This window comes from Halobaculum sp. P14, assembly GCF_051195155.1.
In the GTDB taxonomy this organism is placed as follows: domain Archaea; phylum Halobacteriota; class Halobacteria; order Halobacteriales; family Haloferacaceae; genus JBNTKA01.
Genome location: NZ_JBNTKB010000001.1, coordinates 408,853 through 427,503, shown reverse-complemented (window position 1 = coordinate 427,503; position 18,651 = coordinate 408,853). Strand labels below are relative to the sequence as shown.

General features: G+C 69.2%; 22 protein-coding genes and 1 pseudogene. 16 read left to right on the top strand and 7 right to left on the bottom strand.

The genetic code is table 11. The features are described from left to right. Positions 1-28: 28 nt before the first annotated feature. A pseudogene (locus ACQUS7_RS02195) lies at positions 29-517 on the bottom strand (DUF7311 family protein); the annotation flags it as partial. Then, complete coding sequence (locus tag ACQUS7_RS02190) at positions 514-1,005, bottom strand: DUF7310 family coiled-coil domain-containing protein (protein WP_435144196.1); 492 nt, start codon at positions 1,003-1,005, stop codon at positions 514-516. The pseudogene ACQUS7_RS02195 and the gene ACQUS7_RS02190, both read right to left, overlap by 4 nt. An 86-nt stretch (positions 1,006-1,091) precedes the next feature. Between ACQUS7_RS02190 and ACQUS7_RS02185 the strand changes: the two genes are divergently transcribed. The 6 genes from ACQUS7_RS02185 (at position 1,092) to ACQUS7_RS02160 (ending at position 6,316) form a co-directional block, all read left to right on the top strand. Beyond that, positions 1,092-2,171, top strand: coding sequence for a tubulin/FtsZ family protein (locus tag ACQUS7_RS02185; protein WP_435144193.1), 1,080 nt, complete (start codon positions 1,092-1,094; stop codon positions 2,169-2,171). A 122-nt stretch (positions 2,172-2,293) separates the two neighbouring features. Continuing rightward, complete coding sequence (locus ACQUS7_RS02180) at positions 2,294-3,169, top strand: COX15/CtaA family protein (RefSeq protein ID WP_435144190.1); 876 nt, start codon at positions 2,294-2,296, stop codon at positions 3,167-3,169. 130 nt (positions 3,170-3,299) lie between these two features. After that, complete coding sequence (locus ACQUS7_RS02175) at positions 3,300-4,109, top strand: basic amino acid ABC transporter substrate-binding protein (RefSeq protein WP_435144187.1); 810 nt, start codon at positions 3,300-3,302, stop codon at positions 4,107-4,109. A 9-nt stretch (positions 4,110-4,118) separates the two neighbouring features. Beyond that, positions 4,119-4,976, top strand: a complete 858-nt coding sequence (locus ACQUS7_RS02170) for an amino acid ABC transporter permease (RefSeq protein WP_435144185.1) — start codon at positions 4,119-4,121, stop codon at positions 4,974-4,976. Between the two features lie 77 nt (positions 4,977-5,053). Further along, the gene (locus tag ACQUS7_RS02165; protein ID WP_435145220.1) at positions 5,054-5,809 is read left to right on the top strand and encodes an amino acid ABC transporter ATP-binding protein; all 756 of its coding nucleotides are present in this window, start codon (positions 5,054-5,056) and stop codon (positions 5,807-5,809) included. A 54-nt stretch (positions 5,810-5,863) separates the two neighbouring features. Further along, on the top strand, positions 5,864-6,316 hold the full coding sequence (locus ACQUS7_RS02160; RefSeq protein ID WP_435144183.1) for a hypothetical protein: 453 nt from the start codon (positions 5,864-5,866) through the stop codon (positions 6,314-6,316). Positions 6,317-6,377: 61 nt separating this feature from the next. On the opposite strand, the gene ACQUS7_RS02155 is transcribed toward ACQUS7_RS02160, so the two are convergent. The 3 genes from ACQUS7_RS02155 to ACQUS7_RS02145 form a co-directional block, all read right to left on the bottom strand. Continuing rightward, on the bottom strand, positions 6,378-7,433 hold the full coding sequence (locus tag ACQUS7_RS02155; protein WP_435144180.1) for a zinc-dependent alcohol dehydrogenase family protein: 1,056 nt from the start codon (positions 7,431-7,433) through the stop codon (positions 6,378-6,380). A gap of 108 nt (positions 7,434-7,541) precedes the next feature. Further along, entirely contained in the window at positions 7,542-9,053 is a 1,512-nt protein-coding gene (locus ACQUS7_RS02150) for a replication factor C large subunit (RefSeq protein ID WP_435144177.1), read from the bottom strand. Positions 9,054-9,267: 214 nt separating this feature from the next. Then, a complete protein-coding gene (locus ACQUS7_RS02145) occupies positions 9,268-9,537 on the bottom strand; it encodes a MarR family transcriptional regulator (protein ID WP_435128124.1) in 270 nt (89 codons plus the stop codon). 136 nt (positions 9,538-9,673) lie between these two features. Here ACQUS7_RS02145 and pan1 point away from each other — a divergent pair, with 136 nt between their 5' ends. Both pan1 and nth read left to right on the top strand, forming a co-directional pair. Further along, positions 9,674-10,894 (top strand): proteasome-activating nucleotidase Pan1, encoded by a 1,221-nt coding sequence (pan1, locus tag ACQUS7_RS02140; RefSeq protein ID WP_435144173.1) that lies wholly within the window; start codon positions 9,674-9,676, stop codon positions 10,892-10,894. 393 nt (positions 10,895-11,287) lie between these two features. Then, complete coding sequence (nth, locus tag ACQUS7_RS02135) at positions 11,288-11,971, top strand: endonuclease III (RefSeq protein ID WP_435144170.1); 684 nt, start codon at positions 11,288-11,290, stop codon at positions 11,969-11,971. Between the two features lie 36 nt (positions 11,972-12,007). Here nth and ACQUS7_RS02130 read toward each other — a convergent pair whose 3' ends face one another. Further along, positions 12,008-12,499: a DUF7321 family protein gene (locus ACQUS7_RS02130; RefSeq protein ID WP_435128130.1), complete on the bottom strand. Its 492-nt coding sequence runs from the start codon at positions 12,497-12,499 to the stop codon at positions 12,008-12,010. 116 nt (positions 12,500-12,615) lie between these two features. Between ACQUS7_RS02130 and ACQUS7_RS02125 the strand changes: the two genes are divergently transcribed. The 8 genes from ACQUS7_RS02125 to ACQUS7_RS02090 all read left to right on the top strand — a co-directional run bounded on the left by ACQUS7_RS02125 (position 12,616) and on the right by ACQUS7_RS02090 (position 18,165). After that, complete coding sequence (locus ACQUS7_RS02125; protein WP_435144167.1) at positions 12,616-13,527, top strand: DUF7319 domain-containing protein; 912 nt, start codon at positions 12,616-12,618, stop codon at positions 13,525-13,527. Between the two features lie 78 nt (positions 13,528-13,605). Then, positions 13,606-14,238, top strand: coding sequence for a plastocyanin/azurin family copper-binding protein (locus ACQUS7_RS02120; RefSeq protein WP_435128133.1), 633 nt, complete (start codon positions 13,606-13,608; stop codon positions 14,236-14,238). A 1-nt stretch (position 14,239) separates the two neighbouring features. Then, entirely contained in the window at positions 14,240-14,626 is a 387-nt protein-coding gene (locus tag ACQUS7_RS02115) for a DUF7318 family protein (RefSeq protein ID WP_435128134.1), read from the top strand. A gap of 4 nt (positions 14,627-14,630) precedes the next feature. After that, positions 14,631-15,437 carry a cytochrome b gene (locus ACQUS7_RS02110; protein WP_435128136.1) on the top strand — a complete coding sequence of 269 codons (807 nt, stop codon included), beginning with the start codon at positions 14,631-14,633 and terminating at the stop codon, positions 15,435-15,437. A 4-nt stretch (positions 15,438-15,441) separates the two neighbouring features. After that, positions 15,442-16,206, top strand: a complete 765-nt coding sequence (locus ACQUS7_RS02105; RefSeq protein ID WP_435144163.1) for a cytochrome bc complex cytochrome b subunit — start codon at positions 15,442-15,444, stop codon at positions 16,204-16,206. 160 nt (positions 16,207-16,366) lie between these two features. After that, positions 16,367-16,846: a DUF7315 family membrane protein gene (locus tag ACQUS7_RS02100; protein ID WP_435144160.1), complete on the top strand. Its 480-nt coding sequence runs from the start codon at positions 16,367-16,369 to the stop codon at positions 16,844-16,846. Then, positions 16,839-17,111 (top strand): DUF7314 family protein, encoded by a 273-nt coding sequence (locus ACQUS7_RS02095; protein ID WP_435128194.1) that lies wholly within the window; start codon positions 16,839-16,841, stop codon positions 17,109-17,111. The genes ACQUS7_RS02100 and ACQUS7_RS02095 overlap by 8 nt, the downstream gene beginning before the upstream one ends. 88 nt (positions 17,112-17,199) lie before the next feature. Then, the gene (locus tag ACQUS7_RS02090) at positions 17,200-18,165 is read left to right on the top strand and encodes a cation diffusion facilitator family transporter (RefSeq protein ID WP_435144157.1); all 966 of its coding nucleotides are present in this window, start codon (positions 17,200-17,202) and stop codon (positions 18,163-18,165) included. Here ACQUS7_RS02090 and ACQUS7_RS02085 read toward each other — a convergent pair. Then, a complete protein-coding gene (locus tag ACQUS7_RS02085; RefSeq protein ID WP_435128197.1) occupies positions 18,159-18,632 on the bottom strand; it encodes a hypothetical protein in 474 nt (157 codons plus the stop codon). The two genes, ACQUS7_RS02090 and ACQUS7_RS02085, sit on opposite strands and share 7 nt — an antisense overlap. Positions 18,633-18,651: the final 19 nt, after the last annotated feature.

Sequence of the window (18,651 nt, the reverse complement as noted above, 5' to 3'; positions counted from 1 at the left end):
AACTCTCGGACGCGGAGACGACGACTCGCCGGCTGCTTCCTACTCGGTGTGTCACTTCGAGCGTCAGCAGATGAGCACCCGGTTCAGTGAGCACCAGCGCTCCGCCACCATCGCCAGTCATCGCTCCACCGTCACTCTCCGCCGTCACTCCACCGCCACCCCCCGCTGTTACTCCCTCGACGGCCATCGGTGTGGACAGCCGGCGCGTGACGGTCGGACCGCGCCCGACGGCGTACCTGACGGTCGCTCGGCGACCGGGACACAGCGCGACGAACCGAACCGGAGCGGCAACCAGCGACCGGGCCGGGAGTCGGAGGCCGACCGTGCGGCGAGCGCCGCGCCGACCGGCGTCGACCGCGGATTCCGCGGACAGCAGGTCGGCCGCGGCACGGTCCAGTCGAACAGTCGCCCGGTCGAGTTCCGCGGCTGTTCGTTCGGCGCTGACGGACTCGATGACCGGGAGCGACGCCGCGAGGAGTGCCGCGGTGACGGCGACCGCGAGGACGACGCGAATCACAGCGCGTCGCGGAGCCGAGCGGCGAGGCCGTCGCGGCGCTCGCCGGAGACGCCCGGGTCGTCCGAGCCGCGCTCTCCGGTATCTGTGCCGGCCGCTTCGGCGAGGTCCGCGTCGTCGACGGCGTCGGCTCCGGTGGCGTCTGTCAGCCGCTCCGCCGTCGCGAGCGCGAGGTCCGCGCGGCGTTCGACGTCCCGGTTCACCGCGCGGACTGCGCCGACGTAGCCGCGGAGCGCCTGAACCGCGGCCTCCAGTTCCGTGACGCGGTCGGCCAGCCCGGCGGCCTCGGCTTCGACGGCGTCGAGCCGTTCTGCGGTGGCGGCCGAGTCGAGGAGGTCGTCGGGTGCCGCTTCGCCCGAGAGCGTTCGCTCCACGGCGGACAGCCGGGCGTCGAGGGCCGCGTGGTCGGCGCGGCGGTCGACGTCGGTGTGGCTGTTCTCGGCCCCCGCCGGAACGGATTCGGGCGCGTCGTCGCAGTCGGGTGTGGGCATGCCCCGGGGTGGCTCCGTCATCGCACCTAAAGTTCCGGGACGCATCCGTGGGAAGATTCAAGCACGGTGACGCGGAATTACGCGGTATGAAGACGGTCCTCATCGGGGTCGGACAGGCCGGCGGGAAGGTGACGTCCGCGCTGGTCGACTTCGACCGCGAAATGGGGTTCGGTGCAGTGAAGGGCGCGCTCGCCGTGAACAGCGCGACCGCCGACCTCCAGTCCCTCCAACTCGACACGGTGCTCGTCGGCCAAGACCGCGTGAGCGGCCACGGCGTCGGCGGCGACAACGAACTCGGAGCCGAAGTGATGCAGGCTGACGTCGGCGAAGTCATGTCGGCGCTCGACGGCCGCATCACCGCCGAGGCCGAAGCCATCTTCGTCGTCGCCGGGCTCGGCGGCGGCACCGGCTCCGGCGGCGCGCCCGTACTCGCGAGAGAACTCAAGCGGGTGTACAGCGTCCCGGTGTACGCGCTCGCAATCCTCCCCGGGAAGAGCGAAGGCGCGATGTACCAGGTGAACGCCGGCCGGTCGCTGAAGACGCTGGCGCGCGAAGCCGACTCGACCATCCTCATCGACAACGACGCCTGGCACTCCTCCGGCGAGAGCCTCGAAGAGGGGTTCGACTCCATCAACCAGAGCATCGCGCGGCGCGTCGGCCTCGTGCTCGCGGCCGGCGAAGCCGTCGAGGGCGTCGGCGAGTCCGTCGTCGACACCTCCGAGGTCATCAACACGCTCCGCTCGGGCAGCATCGCGGCGCTCGGCTACGCCGTCGCCGACGCCAGCGACGACCCCGACGCGAACATCAACGTCGTGACCAGCGTCGCCCGGAACGCGCTGCTCACCGGGACGAGCCTCCCGGACGCGACGAAGGCCGAGGCGGCGCTGCTCGTCCTCGCAGGGAAGCCCGACCGCATCTCGCGGAAAGGCGCGGAGCGCGCGCGGAAGTGGCTCGAAGAGGAGACCGGGAGTATGGAGGTCCGCGGCGGCGACTTCCCGTTGGACTCCGAGCGGCTCGCCGCGCTCGTCGTCCTCGGCGGCGTCGAGCGCTCCGGCCGCGTCCAGGAGTTCCTCCAGCGCGCGAAGGAGGCACAGGAGCGCGACGAGGAGCCGAGCGACGACGGCGACAAACTGTTCCAGAACGACGAACTCGACAATCTGCTGTGACCGCCGCGAGCGGGCGGCAGTCCGCCGCGTTCGCGGCCGCGGCGCCGTAACAGTTCAGTCGCCCGCGGCGGTTCCGCGCCCGGTTGGACAGCCATAAGTGCCGCCGATACCGAGGTCCGCTGATGACTCGCGCCCCCGACTGGCTCAGCTTCCGTCGGTACGCGGCGTTCACCGCGGGGATGACGCTCACCCTCGTGATGCTCGGCATCTACACGGCCGCGACCGGGTCCGGGCTGGCCTGCGCACAGCAGTGGCCGCTCTGCGACGGCGGCGTCCTCCCGCAGACGATTCCGTCGTTCATCGAGTGGTTCCACCGGCTCTGGGCGATGATCACCGGCTTCCTGATTCTCGGCGTCGCCGCCTGGGCGTGGCGCGCCGGCCGGTCCGCGCGCGAGCGCTGGGCCGCGACCGTCGCGCTGGTGCTCACGCCGCTGCAGGCGATTTTCGGCGCCATCACCGTGACGCTCAACGGGGCGCTTCCGGGCGGCTACTCCGCGCCGATTCACGCCGCGCACTTCGTCACCGGATTCGGCATCTTCGCCGGACTGGCGTACGCGGCGCTGCTCGCGTACGAACGCGACCGCGCCTACACCCGCAGTCTGCTCTCACGGACGCGCGGCGCGCTCGGCGTCGCGTTCGCCGGGCTGCTCGCCGGCGTCCTGTTCTCGCGGCTCCCGCCACTGCTCGCCTACCGGCCGTGGGCGCAGGCCGCCTTCTTCGGCGTGTCGCTCGCGGCGTTCGCCGCGCTCGTCGGCGCGACGCGGTGGCTCGGCGCCGACGGCCACCGGAAACTCCGCGTCGCCACCGCGGCCGCCGCGGCGCTGCTGTTCGTCGGGATGCTGCTCGGCCGCGACCTCGTCTACTACACCGAGACGGTTCGGCTCGTGAACGGCGTCGTCGTCGCCGCCGCCGTCCTCCTGACCGCGGCGGCGCTGTGGACGCTCCGCGGCGCCGACGACGCCGAGTCGGTCGAACGGCTCGGGTCGACGCAGAACTGAGCCGCCCCGGAAAGCCCGACGGAACTCTCGGTTCGCCGCGTTCCGCTGCACGTTCTTGTTCATCAGTGCAGTTCTGCGAGCAGAGACCACCGAAGGCGACTTATATACGTTCGCGTAATAGAGGGATGTCATGGAGAGACGTACGTATCTCAAGTCGACCGGAACCGCTGCGGCAGCGCTCGCGATGGCGGGCTGTCTCGGCGGCGGCGGCAGCGGCAGCAAAACCATCAGTATCGGCTCGGACATCCCGTATCCGCCGTTCGAGTACATGGAGAACGGCGAGCCCGCCGGCTTCGACCCGGCCATCGCGCAGGCCGTGTTCACGGACCAGCTCGGCTACGAGTACTCGTTCAAGGACACCAGCTTCGACGGCATCATCCAGGCGCTGAACAACGGGAACTTCCGCGTCATCATGTCCGCGATGACCATCACGGAAGAGCGCGCCGAAAAGGTCGACTTCTCGGACCCGTACTTCACGGCGTACCAGACCATCGCGGTGCTGCAGAACTCCAGCATCGACGAGAAGTCGGACCTGAAGGGGAAGGCGGTCGGCGTCCAGAAGGGGACGACCGGCGCCGGCGCCGCGGAGGGGCTCAAAGAGGAGCTCGGCGGCGACCTCACCATCAAGCGGTTCGACACCATCGCGTCGGCGTTCAACGCGCTGTTGAACAACCAGGTGTCCGCGGTCATCAACGACAACACCGTCAGCGCCGAGTACGTCAGCAAGAACGACGACGAACTCCGGTTCGTCGAGGGCGACGGCGCCGCCGTCGAAGCCGGCCGCGAGGCCCCGCCGTACCTCACGCTCACCATCGAGGACTACGGCATCGCGTTCCGGAAGGACGACGACGAGCTCCGCAAGGAGGTCAACGACGCGCTCGCGACGATCAAGGAGAACGGGACGTACGACGACATCTACTCGGAGTACTTCGCCGGGTAACTCACGTCGATGGGAACCAGCTACCCTGACGCCGAGGCTGCCGACGACGGCGGACAGCAGTTCGCTTCCGACGAGGCGCTCCGTCGGCTCAGCATGCTGGTCGCCGGGATCGTGACGCTGCTCGTTCTGGCGTTCCTGGCCATCCTCTTTTTCGGCCGGTACATCATCGGCGAGCAGTTCGTCGACTACGCGCTGCTGCAGAAACTCGTCACGCCGCCGTCGGGCTACTACACCGCCTTCTTCAACGTCATCGGCGTCGTCGTCGTGTCGGCTATCACGTCCGTCACCGCCGGCGTGTTCGTCGGGCTCGGCCGCGTCTCGAAGACGCCGTTCACGGCGCGCATCAGCCGGGCGTACGTCGAGTTCTTCCGCGGCACGCCGCTGCTGTTCCAGCTCATCGCGGTGTTCTACGGGATTCCGGCGCTGTTCGGAACCGGCAACTTCCCGATATCGAACTTCGCGTGGCCCGCCGCCGTCATCGGACTGACGCTGAACCACGCCGCCTACACCGGCGAAGCCATCCGGGGCGGCATCGAGTCGATTCCGGAGGGCCAGATGGAGGCGGCGCGGTCGCTCGGCATGGGCTACGTCCAGTCGATGCGCGAGGTCATCCTGCCGCAGGCGTGGCGGAACGCCGTGCCGGCTGTCGGCAACGACATGATCATCCTTGTGAAGGACACGTCGCTTCTGACCGTCATCGCGTTCCCGGAACTCATCAGCCAGTGGCAGTACACGTACTCCGACACGTTCGACCCGTGGACGCCGCTGGTCGTCGTCGGCGCGCTCTACCTGCTCATCACGGTGCCGCTGTCGTCCATCGTCCAGCGCGCCGGTGAACTCACCAGCCCCGGCCGGAGGGGTGAGTGACCGTGAGCGACGAAACCGCCGCGGACGACGTCGACGCCGGGGTCACGGCCGGAGCCGACTCGGCGCTCGGCGAAGACGTGTCGGGGAAGCCGTCCCGGACCGGCGAGACGCTGCTCGAATTCGACAGCGTCGACAAGTACTTCGGCGACACTCACGTCCTGAAGGATATCGACCTCGAAATCGACGAGCAGGAGGTCGGCGTCGTCATCGGGCCGTCCGGCTCCGGGAAGTCGACGCTGCTCCGCTGTACGAATCGGCTCGAAGAGATTCAGTCGGGCGAAATCCGGCTGGACGGCACGCCGATTACGGACCCGGACGCCGACATCAATCGGCTCCGGCAGCGCATCGGCATGGTGTTCCAGTCGTTCAATCTGTTCCCGCACCTGACGGCGCTGGAGAACGTCGCGCTCGCGCCGAAGAAGGTGAAGGGCGTCCCGAAGGCGGAGGCGCACGACGACGCACACCGGCTGCTCGAACGCGTCGGCCTCGCGAAGCAGACCGACCAGTACCCGGCGGAGCTGTCCGGCGGGCAACAGCAGCGCGTCGCCATCGCCCGGGCGCTCGCGATGGACCCGCAGGTGATGCTGTTCGACGAGGTCACGTCCGCGCTCGACCCGGAACTGGTCGGCGAAGTGCTGGAAGTGATGCGCGACCTCGCCGACGAGGGGATGACGATGATGGTCGTCACCCACGAGATGGGGTTCGCCCGCGAGGTCGCCGACTCCGTCACGCTGATGGCGGACGGCGAAATCGTCGAGCGGACGCCGCCCGAGCAGTTCTTCGAGGAGCCGACGACCCAGCGCGGCCGGCAGTTCCTCTCGAAGCTGCTGTAGCCGGCCGCCCCTGCGACCACCCTGCTTTTTACGTCGCCGCGCGCACCTCAGTCCGTGCCGAGCAGACGACGCGTCGTCCGCGCGGCGGCGGCCGGACTCGCCGGGGTCGCCGGCTGCGGCCGGTCGCTCCGCGCGAACGACGTCCCCGGCGGGCTGAAGCTCGTGAACCGCCGGACCGAACAGGTCTCCGTGGTCGTCAGGGCCGCGTTGCAGCCGGAGTCGACGCCGGCGTCGCCGACACCGACGCCCGAGGGCGGTCCGTCTCCGCTGTCCGGCGACGAGGTGACGGTGTCCGGCCGGTTCGTGCTGCCCGCGTCGTCGACGCGGTTCTCCCCCGGCTTCTTCGAGCACGCCGGCCGGTACGTCGTCGAGGTGACGTGGAGCGGGCAGCGCGAACGCGAGGAAATCGAGCTGTACCGGACGGTCGGCGGCGGCGTCGGCGTCGACACCGTCGTCGTCCGCGTCGACGACGCGGGCCTGTCGGTGTCGGTGACGCACGTCGACTGAGCCGAACGTCCCTCCCCGCAGAACAGTTCTGTCCCGCTCGTGAGCCGGCCGGCCGGCGGACTCAGAACGTCAGAACCTCGACGCCTTCGGTCTCGTAACGAGTCATCGCGGCGAGCCGGTCTGACACCTCGTCGAGGCCGACCTCGCGGCCGACGAGGCTCGCCGGGTCGAGGTCGCCGGCCTCGATGAGCCCGAGCAGTTCGTCGTAGCGGGTCGGCGGCATACCGCGCGCGCCGACGAAGTCGAGTTCCCAGCGCGTCATCACGTCGGTCGGCAGGCTCACCTCGCCCTGCTCAGCGTCCGTCGTCAGCCCGACCTGGACGTGGGTGCCGCGGACGCGCAGACAGTCGACGGAGTTCCGGCAGGTCTCCGCGCGGCCGAGCGCGTCCATCGACACGTCGGCGCCGCCGCCGGTGACCGACTCGATTTCGTCCGGGACCGCCGCGTCGCGGCCGTCGATGGTCACGTCGGCGCCGGCGTCGCGGGCCCGGTCGAGCGCGTCCGTGGAGACGTCGACCGCCGCGACGCGCGCGCCGAGCGCGTCGGCGATGTGGACCGCCGAGAGCCCGACGCCGCCGCAGCCGTGCACCGCGACCCAGTCGCCGCCGTCGACGTCCGCGCGGTGTGCGAGCGCGTGGAACGCCGTCATGAACCGGCAGCCGAGCGCCGCCACGTCCCGCGGCGCGACGCCCTCCGGGAGCGGCATCGCGTTGTAGTCCGCGTGCGGCACGTGCATCTGCTCGGCGAACGCGCCCGGCACCTCGCGTTCGAAGCCGAGCGCCAGCCCGTCGGTGCAGGTGTTCCCGTGGCCGTTCAGGCACTCGCCGCAGGCGCCGCAGCCGAGGTTGAACGGCACGGCCACGCGGTCGCCCTCGCGGACCGACTCCACCCGGTTTCCGACGGCGACGACGGTCCCCGCCGGTTCGTGCCCGAGGACGAAATCGGTCGGCGCCTGGTCGTCCGCCCACTCGCCGTGACCCATCCACGCGTGCCAGTCCGACCGGCAGATTCCGCACGCCTCGACGTCCACGACGACGCCGTGGGGCGCACACTCCGGCGCCGGCACGTCGGTCACGTCCAGCGGCTCGCCGTACTCGCGGAGGACAGCAGCGTTCATGCCCGCCGGTTCGGAGGACTGACGCAAAAAGCAGTGTGTCCCTCCCCCGACTGGACCGGGCGGCGGCGGGACCGCGACGCGACTTTTTCGTTGCTGACGCGGAGGCGGCTACATGAAGTCGGTGAGGCCGGACTGGTCGTCGTCCTCGTCTGCGGCCTCCGGGTCGGCGTCGCCGGCGTCGGCAGCGTCGGCATCGGGAGTCTCGGCGGCGCGTTCACCGCCGGCTCCGGAGCCAGCGGACCCGGCGTCCGCGAGCGTCGCCTGGTCCGCGCCGTCGTCGTCGCCGTCGGCTGACTCGGCGGTCGTCGGGACGCCGGCGAACGCGCCGCCGGAGTGCTCCTCCATGCGCTCCGCGCGGAGTTCCTCGGCGTCCTCGACGATGGACTCCACCTTGTTCGTCGTCTCGCCGGAACCGGTGACGAACGAGACGTGCTCGGCGTCGAGGTCGTAGGCGGCCGCCATCAGCACCGTCAGTTCCCGCGGCTTGCAGTGGTGGGTCATCTCGGCGAGGAACGGCAGCACGTCGCGGCGCGCCGTCGCCATCGAGAAGCCGCCGCGCGTCGCGATCTTCCGGACGACGTCGTCGGCGGCGTTCGACGACGAGTGGTAGAACTGCGGCCGCCCCCACCGGGTCCACCCGCCCTTCGTTTCGTCGCGCTCGGCGGCGACGCCGGCCGAGAGGTTGTCGCCGGCGTACCGCCAGTACGAGTAGTTCTGGCTCGCGCGCACGCGGCCCAGCCAGACGTCGGCGTCCGCGAGGTGTTCGTACGCGCGGACCGCCTCCGATGGCTCGTACACCTTCAGCATGTTGTCCTCGATCCACTTCGTCAGGTCGTCCGGGGTCTCGTCGACGTCGTAACTCGACTGCAGCGCCTCCCGCGCGGAGTCGCCCTCCTTCAACACGAGGTCGAGGAACGGGAAGATCCCCATCGACGTGTCCCTGCCGCCGGTGACGACGTCCTCCTCGGTGAGCCGGTCTTTCCCCTCGGCGACGGCCTGCAGGTCGTTGACGGCGCCGCGGAGGTCGCCGGCGTTCCGCTCGGCGATGTGTTCGAGCGCGTCCTCGTCGAACTCGACGTCCTCCTTCCTGCAGATGTCGCGTAGCACCGGGACGATGCTGCGCTTGCCGACGTCGCGGAACTCGATTTCCCGTGTGGCGTTCCGGAGCCCGCGGCTCATGTCGTAGTAGTCGTTCGCGATGAGGACGACGGGCTGGCCGGCGCTCTTCACGAGCGACGTGATGGCGCCGGCGCCGCCACGGTCGTAGTTCCCGTGGATGTTGTCGGCCTCGTCCAGGATGACGAGCTGTCGGCCGCCGGTGTCGTCGGCGCCGCTCGCGCCGCCAAGCGTCTCGTTGTTGGCGGCGCGGCCCGCGAACCGCTCGATGACGTCCGCGGTCCGCTGGTCGGAGGCGTTCAGCTCGACCGTCTCCCAGCCCTCGTCGGCGGCGAGCGCGTGCGCCGCTGACGTCTTCCCGACGCCGGGGCTGCCGTGCAGCACCACGGCCTCCCGGTGGTCGTCCCACGTGTCCGCCCACTCGCGGAACTGCTCGACAGCCTTGTCGTTCCCCCGGAGTTCCGACAGCGACCGCGGCCGGTATTTTTCCGTCCAGTCGACCATGCTCAGTTAGTTTCTGGTGGGTCGCGTTCGCGCTTAGTGGTTCCGACTCGACCCGTCTCACTGACCAGTTCGCGCGGCTGTGCCAGCGTCGCCGAACCGGAACTAGAACCGGAGGCTGAATCGGACTCGGAGTCAGATTCTGAACCAGACCTGCGAGGATAGCGCGCGTTGGCCAGCGGCGGTCGGATGGCGAAGTCGCCGGGTGGCGAGGCGGTCAGATGGCGAGCGTGTAGAGCCGCTTCCGGGCGTCGGAGAAGGAGAACCGGGAGTCGACGGCGCCCACCTCTTCGAGCCGCGACAGCGCGTAGCGGACGGTCCGCGGCGGCAGCAGCGTCTCCTCGGCGAGCTGGCTCTGGGTCAGCGTGTCTTCGTACTCCAGCACCTTCGCGACCAGTTTCGCGCTCGGCGGAAGCTCCTGAACGGCGTCCCAGCCGTCGGCCGATACGTCGCCGCTCCCGGCGGAGTCAACGTCGGATGTGCTCATGCGTACATCAACACAACGCATACCGGGTGATAATACTTACTATCCCAAATAATTACCTTTGGTAATCCTTCCGTCGGCGCCGAACGGGGGGTCCGCCACCCGAAGCCTCTTATCGACGTCCGCCTTAGAACCGCCGATGACCGACACCGTTGACGACGTCGACATGCCCTACGAAGAGGACTCGGCGTCGCAGCAGGAGAAAATCGAGGCACTGCAGGAGCGCCTCGACGTCCTCGAATCCCAGAACGAGGAGATGCGCGACAAGCTCCTGGACGCGAACGCGGAGAACAACAAGTACCAGCAGAAGCTGGAGCGGCTCACCCACGAGAACAAGAAGCTCAAGCAGTCGCCGCTGTTCGTCGCCACGGTGCAAGAGCTCACCGACGACGGCGTCGTGATCAAACAGCACGGCAACAACCAGGAGGCGCTGACCGAAGTCACCGACGGGATGCGCGACGACCTGGAGCCGGACGACCGCGTCGCCGTCAACAACTCCCTCTCCGTCGTGAAGAAACTGGAGAAGGAGACGGACGTCCGCGCCCGCGTCATGCAGGTCGACCACTCGCCGGACGTCACCTACGAGGACATCGGCGGGCTGGACGAGCAGATGAACGAGGTGCGCGAAACCGTCGAACTCCCGATGGAGAACCCCGAGATGTTCTCCGACGTCGGGATTCAGCCGCCGAGCGGCGTGCTGCTGCACGGGCCGCCGGGCACCGGGAAGACGATGCTGGCGAAGGCCGTCGCGAACGAGACGGACGCGACGTTCATCAAGATGGCCGGCTCGGAACTCGTCCACAAGTTCATCGGCGAGGGCGCGAAGCTCGTCCGCGACCTGTTCGAGGTCGCCCGCGAGAACGAGCCCGCCGTCCTGTTCATCGACGAGATCGACGCCATCGCCTCCAAGCGCACGGACTCGAAGACGTCCGGCGACGCCGAGGTGCAGCGCACCATGATGCAGCTGCTCTCGGAGATGGACGGCTTCGACGAACGCGGCGAGGTCCGCATCATCGCGGCGACGAACCGGTTCGACATGCTCGACCCGGCAATCCTGCGCCCCGGCCGGTTCGACCGGCTCATCGAGGTGCCGAAGCCCGACGCCGCCGGCCGCGAACTCATCTTCCAGATCCACACGCGCGACATGAACGTCGCCGACGACGTCGACTTCGCGGAGCTCGCCGCGATGGCCGACGACGCCTCCGGCGCGGACGTGAAGGCAATCTGCACCGAGGCCGGCATGTTCGCCATCCGCGAGGACCGCACCGAAATCACGATGGCGGACTTCCGCGGCGCCTGGCAGAAAATCACCGAGAGCAGCGAGACCGACGCCGGCGACGACTCGCTCGCGTTCGCGTAACGCCACCGGCACCGCGTTCGGCCGCACCGGCCGCCGACCGCGCCGACCCGCTTTTACTGAAACCGAACCGTCGAGCCGCAGCACGCGACGCGGACTACCTGCGTCGCTACCGCAGGCTCACCGGCCGGTCGGCCGCTGTACTGGCTGTGCGACAGACTCACAGGCTGAACAGGGCGAACGGGACGGCGAACAGCAGCACCGTCATCACGGCGAGGATGACGGCGTAGCCGGCCGCGGTCGCGGCCGCGGCGCGGAACGACGCGTGAATCTCGGGCATACCGGGTCGTTCGCCGGCCGGGACAAAACCGTTGCGCCGCGTCGCCGCGTCGCCGTGGCCTCGCGTCCCGGCGGACATCCGAACTGTTGAAGCGCTGCCGACCGGACTGTCGACGCATGGGAACGATGCTCGACTCGCGCGAAGCGCAGGCTGTCGAGGTGCTCGACCGGCTGTACGACGAGTACCCGGACACCGACATCTCGCTGGAGTTCGAGACCAAACTGGAGCTGCTCGTCGCGGTCGTGCTGTCGGCGCAGTGCACCGACGAGCGCGTGAACGAGACGACCGAGGAGCTGTTCGAGAAGTACCGGTCCGCCGCGGACTACGCCACCGCCGACGAGGAGGAGCTCGCCGACGACATCTACGGCATCACCTACCACAACAGCAAGGCCGGCTACCTGAAAGGCATCGGCGAGACGCTCGTCGAAGAGCACGACGGCGAGGTGCCGGACACGATGTCCGCGCTGACCGACCTGCCGGGCGTCGGCCGGAAGACCGCGAACGTCGTGTTGCAGCACGCGCACGACATCAACGAAGGTATCGTCGTGGACACGCACGTCCAGCGGCTCTCGCGTCGCCTCGGCCTCACCGAGGAGGAGCAGCCGAACAAAATCGAGCAGGACCTCGTGGACGTCGTCCCCGAGGACGACTGGCGGATGTTCACGCACCTGCTCATCAGCCACGGCCGCGAGGTCTGCACGGCGCGCAACCCCGACTGCGACGACTGCGAACTCGCGGACATCTGCCCGTCCGAACGCGGCGACAGCGACGTCGACCTCGCCAGCGGCGAACAGTGGTGACCGAGCAGTGACGGGAGACCGGACGCCGCGGTTCCGTCAGGCGACGTACAGCAGGTAGTACCGGTACAGCCCGACGAGGTAGGCGAGTATCCAGACGGCGGTGTAGCCGAACACGCCGATGCGGAGCCGGCCGCGCCACGCGCCCATGTTCTCGTGCAGGTCGTTCAGGTCGACCTCGGCGGCGTCGACGTCGGAGTCGTACAGGTCCGCGGCGCGCTTCACCTGGACGATGCGAACGATGCCGGTCAGCCCGAACACGAGCAGCGCGTACGCCTGCAGGCCGAGGAACGCGTGGACCATCGCGAGCCCGCTGACCTGCGTGAGCAGCCGCGGCGCCATCCACGTCACGACCGGCACCGTGGTGAGCACGAGCCCCGGGACGATGTACGACAGGTGGTGGACGAGCAGGTCCCACGTCACGTTCTCCTGCTCGCGGTCGATCATCAGCCACGCGCCGTAGACGTAGAACGGAAAGCTCGCGGTCACCAGCAGGGCCGCCACCGTCCCGAGCGTCCGCGGTTCGACCATCGGCGACGGTTCGGACCCGTCGAGGGTAAGCCCACCGACCCGCGTCCGACGCACAGACGGTCGCGCGTGAGCCCCGGTCGGAAGGCGTTTACCCGTCGGATGGCTACGTCGTGGCGATGACGGACACGTCCGCGTCCGCCGACGACGCCGAAGGGGACGACGGTGCCGCGCCGGCGGACCGCGCGCCGGCCGACCCGGCCACGGCGGACGACCCGGAGCTCGACGCGCTCCGCGCCGAGGTCGAAGAGAAGTACGACTTCGACAACTTCGGCCCGGCGGACATGCGGGAGATGACCGGAGAGGAGTGGGAGGCGGCGTTCGACCCGGACAGCTGGATTACGGGCGTGGACCTGCTGGACCGCGTCGAGAAGGACCTCCAGAACCGCATCGCGAGCAGGGAAGTGTTCGCCGTTCTCGACCGGCGCCGGGACCCGCCGTCGGTCGTCGCCTACAGCGACGAGGGGTGGGCGGTGGTGTACGACGACGGCAGCGTGGAGGGCGAAGGGACGGTGCTGCGCGACGTGAAGCCGACGGTGGCGCTCTGCTCGATGGAGTCGTACGACGTCGCGGAGCCGCCGGAGGCGTACGAGCTCCCGACGCCCGACGAGGTCGAGGGCGGTACCGGCGAGTTCGGGAACCTGATGATGCAGCTCGTCGCCGGCTCACAGGTCCTCGTCGGGCTCGGCATCGGCGTGGTGTGGCTGTTCACCGACCTGTTCCCGTCGCCGCCGGGCGGCAGAGCGAACGTGTTCATCCCGGTGGCGGCGGCCTTCTTCGTCCTCATCGGCGTGTTCCTGTTCGCCGTCGTCGCGAACGCGCGGCTCTCAGACCGGTTCCGCGCCGAGGAGTACCGCGACCGCCTGCGGGCCGCTGGCATCACTGACGACGGCGGCGAGCAGTTCGCGGCGTTCGAGCAGGTCGTCTCCGAGGCGCTCGCGGACGCGCGGGCGGACGCCGACAGCGGCGCCGAAGCCGGGTCGGAAAACCCGGACGGCCCGGGTGGCGCTGACGCCGAAAACGGCCGGTAGCGGGGGAAGAAACGGCGGTACGGCACCGAGGCGAGGTCGGTGGCTTTATGCGCAGCGAATCCCGACGTGTGAACACCGATGAAGAGGCGGGACTTTATGCGACAGGCCGGGGGGGCGACGGCCGCCCTGGGGGCAGGCGCCTCCGCGACGGCCGGCACCGCCGCCGCCCAGGAAGGTGGGGGCGGCCAGAAGCCGGACTTCGGCGGCTGGCTGGACGGCGCCAAAGGAGGGACGTACAAGGACCTCCGTGGCTCCTCAGAAGTGACCATCGAGGTCGGCGGAGCCAACGGACTGGCGTTCCTCCCGACCGGCGTCTGGATCGACACGGGAACCACCGTCACGTTCGAATGGGTCTCCGGCGGTCACAACGTGCTGTTCGAATCCCAGCCGTCCGACGCGTCGGTGTCCGGACACGAACCCCTGGAGAGCGAGGGGTTCTCGTTCAGCATCACCTTCGACACCGGCGGCATCTACAAGTACTACTGCGACCCGCACCGGGCGATGGGGATGGTCGGCGGCATCGCCGTCGGCTCCGGCGTCCCGACCGTCGCGACCGGCGGCGGCGGCCCGAAAGAACTCCACGAACTGGGCGTCCCGATTCAGGCGCACTGGGTCGGCGCGGCCACGATTCTCGGGATGATAGTCACGCTCGTGTTCAGCTTCTACGTGCTGAAATACGGCGAATCACCACACACGGGGACGGGGAGATAACATGTCGAGTAGTGGCTCCACCTACGGCGACATCCACCGGTACGAACCGGCGCGTGAGAGCACGGCGGCGACGCTCGCCATCGTGCTGCTCACCGCGATCGAAATCATCTTCGTGTTCCTGTTCACCTACGGCCTCGTCTCCGGCTGGGGGCTGTCTCCCGACGGGAACATGTTCCTCGGCGGGATGCTCGCGGTCGTGTTCATCGACCTCTCGTTCATCCTGCTCCTGTACCGCAAGGAGTTCCTGCCGGACGTCACCATCGTCAAGAAGCGGCGCCGGAAGTGGGAGGACCTGTACGTCCGCGGCGAGGACGTCGACGGCACGGAGGTAGAGGCCAGCCCCTGGGAGCAAGTGAAACGCGCCATCTACCCGTACTACAAGCGGTGATACAATGAGTCTCGAACAAAAAGACGACCACGACCACAAACGCTGGCTGGAGAGCAAAGACCTCTCGCCGGTCGAGACGACGTTCCTCACGGCGCTCATCTGGCTCGACAAGCGGCTTCGCATCGTCGACTACCTGGAGCTGCTCGAAACGATGTACTACCGGGTCAACCTCCAGATGCCGAAGTCGCACACCGAACAGTACGACCTGGACAACAAGTTCTGGTACTGGTACCCGCTGTACTCGCTCGGGTTCTTCTCGACGCTCGCGTACCTCGTCGCCGCCGTCTCCGGGACGCTACTCGGATTCTACTACACGCCGGCGGTCGGCGCAGGCGGCGCCGGCGAGGCGTCGCTGGCGTACAGCCAGATCGCGTTCATCATGCAGGACCTCCAGTTCGGGTTCATGCTCCGCAGCATCCACCGGTGGTCCGCGCAGGTGATGACCGCAGCCGTGTTCTTGCACATGCTGCGCGTCTACTTCACGGGCGCGTACAAGGAGCCGCGCGAACTGAACTGGCTGCTCGGCATCGTGCTCATCTCGCTGACCATGGTGTTCGGGTACACCGGCTACCTGCTGCCGTGGGACCAGCTGAGCTACTGGGCCGGCCAGATCGGCGTCGAGATGGCGCTGTCCATCCCGCTCATCGGCGAGTGGGTCGCACAGCTCCTGTTCGGCGGCTACTCGCTGAGCCAGGCGACACTGATGCGAATGTACATCCTGCACGTGTTCCTGCTGCCGTTCGTGGTGACGACGCTCATCGCCATCCACATCGGCATCGTCTGGGTGCAGGGCATCGCGGAGCCGCACTGATACCATGACTGACAACGACACTTCCACGGAAGCGAAAACGGACGGCGGAACGGGTATCGTGGCGCCGGACGACGAGACTCCGACGTGGCGCGAGCGGAAGGAGCGTTCACAGGGGCTGTCCCGGCTGACGTACGAGTACTTCGAGCGGGCGCGCCGCGAAGACGAGGACCTGCGGCGGGAATCCGACTACGTGGAGCGGGACGTGCTGGCGTTCCCGACGTGGCCGCACGAGATCGTGCGGAACCTCGCGCTGACGAGCTTCTTCGTCGGCATGATCCTGTTTTTGGCGTCGACGATGCCGCCGCACATCGCCGACCCGGCGAACCCGAACGTGACGCCGTCGATCATCCTGCCCGACTGGTACCTCTACTGGTCGTTCGGCCTGCTGAAGCTCGGCCCGCTCAACCCCGAACTCGCCATCCTCGGCGGGAAGAAGCTGATGGCGGACCGGACGTACGGCGTCCTCGCGAACGTCGTCGTGGTGAGCTTCATCGCCATCGTCCCGTTCGTGAACAAGGGGAGCGCGCGCCGCCCCGTCGAGCAGCCGTTCTGGGCCGCCGTCGGAATCACCGGCGTCACGTTCGCGCTCACCATCTCGATGCTGTCCGTCAAGAACCTGATGCCGATGAACGTCCACCTGCTGTTCGACCTGACGTTCCTCGTGCCGCCGATCGCCGGCTGCGTCGCGTACGCGGTGCTGAAGACGATGCGCGAGGGCTACATGTACGACCTCAACCGTCGGTACTACCGGCTCCGGCCGCCGAAGTAGCGCCCGCGGACTCTTCGACTGCGCCGACGACCTGCTGTTTTCAGTTTCCACGTGCTTCCCGTCGCGAGCGGCGCGCTTCCTCGCCGCCACCGAGCCAGCACCGGCAGGTCCGGTGGCGTCGGTCCGCAGGACAGTTGTAGCAGCGGCCCCGAGTGCCGGTATGAGCGACGGGACCGGTGACGACGCGGCACGCGCGGGCGGCGCGGGCGACGCCGACGCGGCCGAGTCCGCGGCGTTGACGGAGGCGGCCGACGAACAGTCGGAGGAATCACCCGGCGACGTGGCGGCTCCGTCGGTTCGCGGCGGCGACGGCAGGAGCCGCGAGGTCGTCGTTCCGCTGGCGCTGTACAAGCGCGTGACGACGTACGCCACGCTGGTCGCCGTCGCCTGCGTCGTCGCGGGGTTCGTGCTGCTCGACGCGGCGACGCTGCAGGTGTCGACGGTCCGGAACCTCGTGGTGGCCGCGCTCGGCTGGCTCGGCGTGCAGCCGCCGAGCGGCGTCCTCTCGGGCGTCTTCGCCGTGTTCGGCCTCGCGTCGATTCTGTTCGGCGCCGCCGTGTACGTGCTCGGCTCGCGGTTCCGGGCGGGGGGAATGGGAAACGCTCAAGAAGACACCGACGAACAGTCGAATAATGGCTGACGAGTTCATCAAGGGTCTCGGCCTGTTCACGGGGGGCGGACTCGCGTGGATGGTGCTCGCGGGATGGTACCGGACGGAGTCGTTCGAGAGCTCCCACCAGCTCATCGCGGCGCCGCCAGAGCCGGCGACGGTGTTCGACGCGATCGGCATCTTCCTCAACTACGTGTTCTTCTGGACCGCCATCCTGGGGGCGCTCACGTTCTGGGTGCTCATCCCGGCCGCCCGCGAGCTCAGCGACGCGCTCGGCGACGCCGACGCGGCCTGAGCCGCCCGCACAACTCCGCTCGCTGCCCGACCGAGCCGACGCGTGATTCGGCTCGGCGCCGCCTCCGCGCGCTGCCGCTGACGCTCCCATGAATCGGAAGACTGCGGTGCGACGCGTCGGGCTCGTCCTGCTCGTCGCGAACGTCCTGCTCGCGCTCGCGAAGGCCGCCGTCTGGTCCGCGACGGGGAGCCTCGCGCTCGGCTCGGAGGCGGTGAACTCGTTCGCGGACACGGCGTACTCGTTCGTCGTCCTCGCGGGGCTGTACCTGACGACGCAGCCGCCGGACTTCGAGCATCCGCACGGCCACGAACGCATCGAGCCGTTCGTGTCGCTGTTCGTCGCGGTCGGCGTGTTCGCCGCCGGCGCCGGCGTCCTGTACACGGCGACGCAGGCCGCGCTCCGCGGCGGAACCACGACGCCGGTCAACAGCCCGCTCGCCGTCGGCGTCCTCGTCGCCGCGGGCGCCGTGAAACTCCTGCTGTACCGGTACTGCCGCCGCGTCGGCGAGCGCCGGGAGTCGCCGGCGCTGGTCGCGACCGCGCTCGATAACCGCAACGACACGCTGACCGCGGCCGCCGCCATCGTCGGCGTGGTCGGGTCGGCCGCCGGCTACCCGATTCTCGACCCGCTCGCCGCCGGCGTCGTCTCGCTCGGCATCCTCTACACCGGCTACGAAATCGTCCGGGACAACGTCGCCTACCTCGTCGGCGCCGCACCGCCGCCCGAGCTCCGCGAGGACATCCTCACGCGCGCGCTCGAACACCCGCAGGTGCGCGGCGCCCACGACGTCGTCGCTCACTACGTCGGCCCCGAGGTCGACGTCAGCCTCCACATCGAAGTCGAGGGCGACCTGTCGCTGTTCGAGGCGCACGACATCGAATCGTCCGTCGTCCAGCGCATCCGGGACATCCCGGCCGTCGACGACGTGTTCGTCCACGTCGACCCGAAGGAGCTCGGCGAGTGGAAAGAGGACGACGACGCCCGCGTCGCCGCGGCCGAATCAGAGCCGGACTCCGAGGGAGGGTCCGCCGACGCCGCGGACGCCGGTCAGTAGAACGTGAGCCGTGAGTCGTCGCCGTCTCTGTCGCCCGCCTGAACCGTCACGGCTCCGTCGCCGTCGACGGCCCGCTCGTCGGGGTCGCCGCCGGCGATTCTGTCGGCGTGGCGCGCCGCGGCGGCGAGCGCGTCCCGGAGGACCGCTCGGTCGGAGTCCGCGTTCGGGACTGCGGCGACGGCGACGCGGTCGCCGGCTGTCCGGTCGCGTTCGTACACGACGAGCGCCTGCTCGCCGGCCGCGCCGGCCGGCGTGACGAGCAGGTCGCGGCCGTACTCCTCGTGGCGGAGCGTGACTGCGTCGGCCGGCAGGGCGTCGCCGAACTGCACCACCTCGACGCCGACGCGCCAGCCGCCCGGGACGACCGCGTCGACCGGAAGTTCGTGGAGGACGTCGCGCAGCGTCCGCGCTGTCGCCACGTCGTCCAGGTCCGTGCGGCGCCGGTCGTCGCGTGGCAGTCCCTCCATGCCTGTTGGTTCGGCGGCG

Bases quoted from the DNA above. Each gene is read 5' to 3' on its own strand.
- ACQUS7_RS02190 (WP_435144196.1), bottom strand. From the start codon at position 1,005: ATGCCCACACCCGACTGCGACGACGCGCCCGAATCCGTTCCGGCGGGG.
- ACQUS7_RS02185 (WP_435144193.1), top strand. From the start codon at position 1,092: ATGAAGACGGTCCTCATCGGGGTCGGACAGGCCGGCGGGAAGGTGACG.
- ACQUS7_RS02180 (WP_435144190.1), top strand. From the start codon at position 2,294: ATGACTCGCGCCCCCGACTGGCTCAGCTTCCGTCGGTACGCGGCGTTC.
- ACQUS7_RS02175 (WP_435144187.1), top strand. From the start codon at position 3,300: ATGGAGAGACGTACGTATCTCAAGTCGACCGGAACCGCTGCGGCAGCG.
- ACQUS7_RS02170 (WP_435144185.1), top strand. From the start codon at position 4,119: ATGGGAACCAGCTACCCTGACGCCGAGGCTGCCGACGACGGCGGACAG.
- ACQUS7_RS02155 (WP_435144180.1), bottom strand. From the start codon at position 7,433: ATGAACGCTGCTGTCCTCCGCGAGTACGGCGAGCCGCTGGACGTGACC.
- ACQUS7_RS02150 (WP_435144177.1), bottom strand. From the start codon at position 9,053: ATGGTCGACTGGACGGAAAAATACCGGCCGCGGTCGCTGTCGGAACTC.
- ACQUS7_RS02145 (WP_435128124.1), bottom strand. From the start codon at position 9,537: ATGAGCACATCCGACGTTGACTCCGCCGGGAGCGGCGACGTATCGGCC.
- pan1 (WP_435144173.1), top strand. From the start codon at position 9,674: ATGACCGACACCGTTGACGACGTCGACATGCCCTACGAAGAGGACTCG.
- nth (WP_435144170.1), top strand. From the start codon at position 11,288: ATGGGAACGATGCTCGACTCGCGCGAAGCGCAGGCTGTCGAGGTGCTC.
- ACQUS7_RS02130 (WP_435128130.1), bottom strand. From the start codon at position 12,499: ATGGTCGAACCGCGGACGCTCGGGACGGTGGCGGCCCTGCTGGTGACC.
- ACQUS7_RS02125 (WP_435144167.1), top strand. From the start codon at position 12,616: ATGACGGACACGTCCGCGTCCGCCGACGACGCCGAAGGGGACGACGGT.
- ACQUS7_RS02120 (WP_435128133.1), top strand. From the start codon at position 13,606: ATGAAGAGGCGGGACTTTATGCGACAGGCCGGGGGGGCGACGGCCGCC.
- ACQUS7_RS02115 (WP_435128134.1), top strand. From the start codon at position 14,240: ATGTCGAGTAGTGGCTCCACCTACGGCGACATCCACCGGTACGAACCG.
- ACQUS7_RS02110 (WP_435128136.1), top strand. From the start codon at position 14,631: ATGAGTCTCGAACAAAAAGACGACCACGACCACAAACGCTGGCTGGAG.
- ACQUS7_RS02105 (WP_435144163.1), top strand. From the start codon at position 15,442: ATGACTGACAACGACACTTCCACGGAAGCGAAAACGGACGGCGGAACG.
- ACQUS7_RS02100 (WP_435144160.1), top strand. From the start codon at position 16,367: ATGAGCGACGGGACCGGTGACGACGCGGCACGCGCGGGCGGCGCGGGC.
- ACQUS7_RS02095 (WP_435128194.1), top strand. From the start codon at position 16,839: ATGGCTGACGAGTTCATCAAGGGTCTCGGCCTGTTCACGGGGGGCGGA.
- ACQUS7_RS02090 (WP_435144157.1), top strand. From the start codon at position 17,200: ATGAATCGGAAGACTGCGGTGCGACGCGTCGGGCTCGTCCTGCTCGTC.
- ACQUS7_RS02085 (WP_435128197.1), bottom strand. From the start codon at position 18,632: ATGGAGGGACTGCCACGCGACGACCGGCGCCGCACGGACCTGGACGAC.